A 5,950-nucleotide genomic window follows, 5' to 3' on the forward strand; every position below is an offset into this window, starting at 1 on the left:
GAGGGAACGCCTGAGGATATTGCGGCAATAGAGGCAATATTCACGGATGATTACCCGGAATTGCTGATAGTAGATGAAATATTCAATGATAGTCTGAATTCAGTTAATCTGGCAGATGTCGAGATCCTCTGGTCTGAGATGGTCTTCTCGGTCGATTCTCCACTCATAAAGCAACATGCTGATTCCTGTGGGTTAAGATTGAATAATACACCGTTGGAGCGTGTATGGGACGACATGTGGTTTACAAAAGACACAGCTTGTACAGTCTACTATATTGACACATTTGATTTCTCGTCGCTGGCGCATGCAGATCTACAAATAGTCGGACATTACGACAGCGTCGTCATAAGTGGCGCCGATACTATATGGATGATCGGCACAGTTGATACCATTGATATACACTATTATGCCGAGCCACAACCCGCGATCGGTGATGGCAGACGTCTGATATTTTTTGATGTTATCCGTGAGTGGATAGAAGACCCCCAAAACCCTGGCGATTCAGTCTATGCAGTAGTTGACCCGAGGCAGTGGTTCTTGAGCAAGTTATCATATGGCAGTTATTATTTCCCCATCAGGGGGGCAGATGCTCCGTATATTGACCGCGTTATTTTAGCGCGGCAGAACGGTTTAGCGGATACGATCCTAGCCTCGAATACAGACACGACGTATACGGGTCATGTCATGAACCGTTTCAGGTCAATTGACTCTCTTCTTGAGTATACGAGTGGTGATTCGATTGCGGTAACGGTCATCTTGGGCGGGCAATGGGTTGTCGATGAATGTTCATTCTTTGTAACGACAGGTGATGGTCCAAGGGTGAATATATTGTCATCAGGCAGCACGGTTGAATTGATCGGTGGCGGTATCACCAATATCTATTTCGAAGTTGTTAAAAATGATGTGTATTATTGTGTGAATCCCCTGGTGGACTATAAGGCGACATTATGGCTAATTCCGGTTGTGATTAATTAGACACTGGGGACGGAGGCCGCGACAACATTTCGAATTTCGTATTTCGAAAAGCGAATTTGCACAAAAAATTTGGTTCGTTATTATCGTTTAGCATCTGAGGTTCAGGAGTTCGTATCTTCTGGTCGTTGAGCGTGTCGCGTCGAGCGTAGATCGGCTTGACATTCATTTCGATTAATCTAAAATACCACAGCGTAGATTTTGGGAGGCGGTATTATGCGGCGTTCGGTAACTGGTATTTTGCTTGTGGTGGAATGGCATCAGCCCTCGAAAGTGGAAACTATTTGCCCTGCAAATCGATTATCCCGATTCTTCATATCGGATACTGCTAATAAGATGATAATCGAGGATCCCGCAAGCGGGACACAGATAAAAAACAAGATTACGATTATGAGAATCCGAGCTGCATCACAAGGTATCGCAAAGTAATATAGGAGCATAAGTTTAAGTTGGTGTTGATTTTCCGTAAAAGATTAGGATAATAATGCGGAGGATAATAATGACTATTTCGAAGGAAGTCCGTGTGCTGCGTATTGCTTTGATCGTAATGTGGTTGGCGACTACTAGTGCGATGGTTTTACTGCTGCTGCAGGGTGTCCGGCGAGTGGACCAGTTTAACGTTTTGCACTATGTTCTGCCGTGTATGTATACGCTGGTGTTAGTCTGGTATTTGTGGCGAACAGGCCAGTCTATGAATACACTGCCCGAGATTCGTTCTCCAATTTTCCCGCAACGGCAACTCGGGCGCATTATTCCAGCCGCGATCATAGCACTCATATTTGTCTTGCACTTTTTCTTTGATCTCGGGGTCCTCTTACTTGTGAGCATTGTCGCTATTGTCTGGATAATTTTGGCGTGGTGGCGAAATATCAGTGTGCGCTTGGTGATCACAGGCTTCTTGCTTGCCACTATCGCGTTTGTTGGTGGATATTTGTACTTCAAACATGGCTTCATCTCTTCCACTGTTTTTTTCCTCCTTGTGATTCTCTCGCCTCTAAATGTCATTGCCGGCGGATTGTTGATCATCAAAACGGGGTTAAACAACTTTGCGCTGCTTTCGGGCAATTACGTGAAGGCATTGAAAAGTTTTCTTTGGGGTTGTCTACTGTTCGTCCCGCTTGGTTTGACTAATGCTGCCAGCGGTTCACCGGGCGGCGATCTCAAGTGGCTTACATCCTGGTGGATGCCTTTCTCGCTTCCAGTGTATTCTGGGATCGTGGAGGAGGCCTGGTATAGGCTATTGGTTATAAGTCTCTGCTACTTCATGCTGCGCCCTGCGCTTCGCAGATATCCCCAGATCGCAATGATGGGGGCAGTATTCTTCAGCGCGATCACTTTCGGTCTGGGTCACGGTCTATCCCTGCACAATTTTCTGACAACCGGCTTACTATACGGCCTACCAATGGCGGTCATATTTGCGAGGCGTGATTGGGAGCACGCTGTGGGCACTCACTATATGGTTAATTTTATCCCGGTGGCGATAGTTTTTTTGGAGACAACTATTTTGTAGGTTTTCATAATTCACGATAATCGCTATGTCCGTTATTTTCGTTGAGACCGTTATAATCGTTGCCGTCGTCTATGTAGCCGAAACGGGCATCGTGACTATCTAACGTAGCCAGCTTGAGTGTAGGGCGAACCTTTAGGTTTGCGGCAATCGCTGCAGGGCTAAAGCCCTGCCCTACGTACTTTCTTGCGAAATGTGGTAGTTCTCGATTCGCTCTGCTCTCTCGAACGATAAGGCGACATGTCATTGCGAGCGGTAGCGAAGCAATCTGAATTCTAAGCATATGGGCCGTTGAGATTGCTTCCCTTCGACACGCTCAGGGTAGGCTATGCTACGCTCCTCGCCATGACTGCCTTACGGCAATGGGGACAGGCACCTTGCGGAGCCAGTCCCCTGGAGTGTTACGGCACTGCGGGCGGGGTAACCGGGGACAGGCACCTTGCGGAGCCAGTCCCCTTGGGCATAAGCGTCGGGGGTTAATCGTCTTGACATTCATTTCAATTGCTCTAAAATGGCGTAGCGTATACTTTGGAAGGAGGTATTATGCGCCGTTCTTTAACTTGTATCGTACTTATAGCATTCTTGTACTGTCAGTGTTCACCGCGCTATTATTCTGGATACGGCAAGATCGAGGTACCTATCATACTAAGTGACGTTGTCGGGGAAGTTATCGATGCCGAAGAACGCATTCGGTATGATCTTTTCAAAGGCATTGAGGATTTTGAGCAGGCTCGGTTCTATCCAATCGAGGAAGGTGGTTTGTGTGCCGAAATTCAAACTGCGAACTACACGCTGGTGGCAGTGAACCGTGAGCCCCAGATGCGCTTCATCCTGAAGGATTACATTGAGAATTATGAGTCGATACAGTCCTTAAAAAGAGCATTCGAGACGAAATGGAAGATAATTGACTATGATACACTGGGGTTTCCGATTACGAAGAATGAGTTTGCTGCTGTTCGATCAAACAGTTGTTGTATTGCCGGTGCCACAGGATTTGGCTTAGTTTCCTTTGGCTTAGCGGCTTTGTTTGCGTGGGGATATGGTCTGGCGCATGAGTATGATGACCAGGGAGATGTTTGGAACACCGCTGTGTTGATTACGGTGGGCGGAACTGTCGCCGGCCTCATCACGGGTGGTTTGTTGGGAAGAAAAATCGATAAAGACGGGGCAATTGAGGCGATAAAAGAATCGAGGATGCCGCGCGTCGTTGATTAGAATCCAGGATGATGGGCCCTGATACGGCTCGTTTAGATCGTTAGGTTCGTTATTATCGTCAATTTCGTTAAGACTGATTGAACACGGAGATTGCTTCACCCATAAGACGGGTTCGCAATGACGGGGTGAGGCGTCAGGCGTTAAGCGTCGAGCGTAGATCGTCTTGACATTCAGGTCAGATATCCTAAAATATCCCAGCTCAGATTTGTAGTGGAGGAACTATGAGACGTACAGTTGCTGTCGTCCTTTTGATTATTCTTGTACTCAATTGCGCACCTGTCCTTCCTCAGTACGAACGTCCTATGTATGATAGAAAGCATGCGCTTGTGATAAGTGAGCGTATTGGGGAGACGATCGATCCTGAAGAAAGAAGGCAGTTTGACTTATTTCACGGAATAGAAGCATTCAAGGAGGCGCGCTTTTTCGCATTGGCGAATGGCGGTTATGTGTTGGAAATAACTACCGACGATGAGAAGCTTGTTTCAGTCAATCGTCATCAGGATGCGATCATAGTCCTTCGTGACTACATAAATAAGTATGAAGAAATAAATGCTGACCGTGCAGCGTTTACGCGCAGGTGGAGGGTATTGGAGTACGATACTCTTGGGATTCCTATAACCGAGAGTGAAGTAAGGCAATTGGTGGAACGAAGTCGTCGCTATGCAGTCATTGGGTGCTTAGCATGTTGTGCTGTCCCGACAGGTCTCGGCTTGTGGGCTGCTTTTGACGCAAACAGGAGCGAGGATAACGGTATAGGTGCGGCGATTGAGGGAACTATGGGCTTGCTGGCAGGCTACGCCGCGGTGTTAGTAGGAGTGACATCGGGAGTTGTTGTGTATTTCATGACATATAAGAATGCAAAGAGTTGCATACAGGCGATCAAAGAATTACGGAAACCGAGGCCGGTGGAATAACCCTGCTTCGCAGGGTATCACGCGCACCTTAATTTTCGTCAACAAACCCAACCTGGTATACACTTGGTCGTTAATTCCGCTGAAACAGCGATACTTGATACTAGATACTTGATAAAAGAACGTTACTTTCGTTAGTCTCGTTATTATCGTTACTTCCGTTAGCCCCGTTAATATCGTTGATTGACTGAGATTGCTTCGTCGCTTCGCTCCTCGCAATGACGGCATGGAGTGTGTAGTGTGGGAAGTGAGCCGTGAGTCTGGCAACATGTTTTATTGACACGGACTACATTCTTTCATAGAATATCGTGCCATCAGCAGAGGAGGAATGATGAAAGACGAAGAGTCTCCCTCAACAATCCAGGGATATGTGGCGATGGAGCGGGGAAAGCCGCTCAAACTGCATTCGTTCAAGGCTCCAAAACTGGGGGAAAATGATGTCCGCGTTTCGGTCACTCACTGCGGTGTCTGCCACACTGATATCAGCGCAATTGATGATTACTACGGTATAACTACTTATCCTTTTGTGCCTGGGCACGAAATCGTCGGGTACGTATCGGAAATGGGCCGCGCCGTAGCTGGTTTGAAGGAAGGTGATAGGGTCGGCGTAGGGTGGCAGGGTCGTTCTTGTATGAAATGCGAATGGTGCTTGAAGGGAGAGGAGCAACTCTGCATGGATATTGTCAAGTCGGCAACATGGGATCCATACGGCGGGTTCTCTTCTTCTATCATCGCGGATAGCCGGTTTGCGTACCAACTTCCCCAAGCTATGCGTCCTGAGGTTGCTGCGGTGCTGCTGTGTGCGGGTATCAGTGTCTATTCGCCGCTTAGAAATTATGCAAAGGGCTCAGCGCTGAAGATCGGTGTTGTCGGTGTCGGGGGCTTGGGTCATATTGCTCTCCAGTTCGCTCGCGCACTTGGCTGTGAGGTTACAGCAATTTCCTCGTCTCCAAAGAAAAAAGAGGAGGCGCTCGCCTTGGGTGCAGATCACTTCATCGTTTCAAACGACCGGGATAGCTTGCGGCGAGTTGAGTTCGAGTTCGACCTGCTACTATGCACGTCGAGCGGTGGCGTCAGCTGGGAGTTATTGTTGGAAACTTTAAAGAAGAAAGGGAGGATGGTCTTGGTTGGTTTCCCGAATATTGCACTCAAGCCGGTCGATCTTGTGGCGCACGAGCTTTCAATCACTGGCTCGTTCCTGGGAAACCGCGCTATAATGAAGGAAGTATTGGAGTTCGCGCAGGCACAGGGCATTACGCCCAAAGTTGAGCTGATGCCCATGTCACAGGTCAACGGGGCGCTTCAGCGTGTTAAGGAGAACAAGGCGCGCTATCGGATTGTGCTG

At 47.9% G+C, this 5,950-nt stretch carries 6 protein-coding genes; all 6 read left to right on the forward strand.

The features are described 5' to 3' along the window. The coding region (locus OEV79_12190; GenBank protein ID MDH4212194.1) for a hypothetical protein at nucleotides 1-975 on the forward strand (975 nt) is incomplete at its 5' end. A gap of 496 nt (nucleotides 976-1,471) precedes the next feature. Then, nucleotides 1,472-2,482 carry a hypothetical protein gene (locus OEV79_12195; protein MDH4212195.1) on the forward strand — a complete coding sequence of 337 codons (1,011 nt, stop codon included), beginning with the start codon at nucleotides 1,472-1,474 and terminating at the stop codon, nucleotides 2,480-2,482. Nucleotides 2,483-2,770: 288 nt separating this feature from the next. Beyond that, the gene (locus OEV79_12200; GenBank protein MDH4212196.1) at nucleotides 2,771-2,959 is read left to right on the forward strand and encodes a hypothetical protein; all 189 of its coding nucleotides are present in this window, start codon (nucleotides 2,771-2,773) and stop codon (nucleotides 2,957-2,959) included. 63 nt (nucleotides 2,960-3,022) lie between these two features. Next, nucleotides 3,023-3,694, forward strand: a complete 672-nt coding sequence (locus OEV79_12205) for a hypothetical protein (protein ID MDH4212197.1) — start codon at nucleotides 3,023-3,025, stop codon at nucleotides 3,692-3,694. A gap of 221 nt (nucleotides 3,695-3,915) precedes the next feature. Further along, on the forward strand, nucleotides 3,916-4,608 hold the full coding sequence (locus OEV79_12210; protein MDH4212198.1) for a hypothetical protein: 693 nt from the start codon (nucleotides 3,916-3,918) through the stop codon (nucleotides 4,606-4,608). Nucleotides 4,609-4,936: 328 nt separating this feature from the next. Beyond that, the coding region (locus OEV79_12215) for an NAD(P)-dependent alcohol dehydrogenase (GenBank protein ID MDH4212199.1) at nucleotides 4,937-5,950 on the forward strand (1,014 nt) is incomplete at its 3' end.

This window comes from candidate division WOR-3 bacterium (assembly GCA_029858255.1).
GTDB lineage: Bacteria > Hydrothermota > Tepidihabitantia > SM23-42 > SM23-42 > SM23-42.